Raw genomic sequence first — 944 nt, 5'->3', positions numbered from 1 at the left:
AAATTCAAGAAATCTACCCATCTGCCGATATAACTTTTGTCATTGGTCCTGATAATTTCTTCAAATTTGCTAAATTTTATAAGGCGGAAGAAATTACGGAACGTTGGACTGTCATGGCGTGCCCAGAAAAAGTTAAAATTAGAAGCACGGATATCCGCAATGCACTCATAGAAGGCAAAGATATCAGCACCTATACGACACCAACTGTCAGTGAACTGTTGCTCAACGAAGGCTTATATAGAGAAACATTATCTGGTAAATAAGAGGTCGGTTTTCATGGTCAGAGTAGCCGTATTTAGTGCATGTGCGCTGCTTGTGGTGACGCAAGCTAACTCCGCATGTAACTATCTTTCTGATCGCTCCGTGGTGTTTGAAGACAACACCATGCCCATCTGTGAAGAAATTTTTGATACTGTTGGTGTGCTTAGTACCGATACCTTAGATTGGTATGCTGCTGAAGCGACAGCAGAAGGACCAACAGAAAACTACTGGGAAGAGTGGGCAATCAAATCGCAAGACATTCCGTTTCTTACTCAAAACGTAGACAAAAACTATTTTGGTCTTGGTATTTGGATGCCAGAAGAGCTACGTGAAGAAGAAAACAAAATGACCACAGAAGAGTGGCTTCGCAGCCATGGTCTCATGTTCAGCATCGGTTTTGGTAATAAAGCTGATGGTGAGCCAAGAATGCGCTTCGACTATCGTTGGCACGAGTATTACGACGCCGACTGGATGATGCAAATTGAAGTGCCATTTTAGTTCATCGTTTTTCACCAATCGTTCGATGTGTGTCGTGCTTGGGGTTACTTGGGGAAATATGTGACCCTACGTGAGGCAAAGAATAAGAAAAGGGCGTACCGCAAAGTACGCCCTTTTCGATCTTGTGTTCGCAATTTTGTGTGAGAAAACGCTATACACCGCTGACTTATAGCGCTTCACCAAAC

General features: G+C 43.1%; 1 protein-coding gene and 1 pseudogene. Both read left to right on the top strand.

Features of this window, described 5'->3' with window-relative positions:
* Positions 1-263, top strand: a pseudogene (locus R7Q11_RS25175) (nicotinate-nicotinamide nucleotide adenylyltransferase); the annotation flags it as partial.
* A gap of 13 nt (positions 264-276) precedes the next feature.
* Complete coding sequence (locus R7Q11_RS25170; RefSeq protein ID WP_005480810.1) at positions 277-759, top strand: hypothetical protein; 483 nt, start codon at positions 277-279, stop codon at positions 757-759.
* The last annotated feature ends 185 nt before the right edge of the window (positions 760-944 follow it).

This window comes from Vibrio sp. 970 (genome assembly GCF_033339075.1).
The sequence above is the reverse complement of the archived record's forward strand: the minus strand, read 5'-3'. Positions and strand labels throughout refer to the sequence as shown.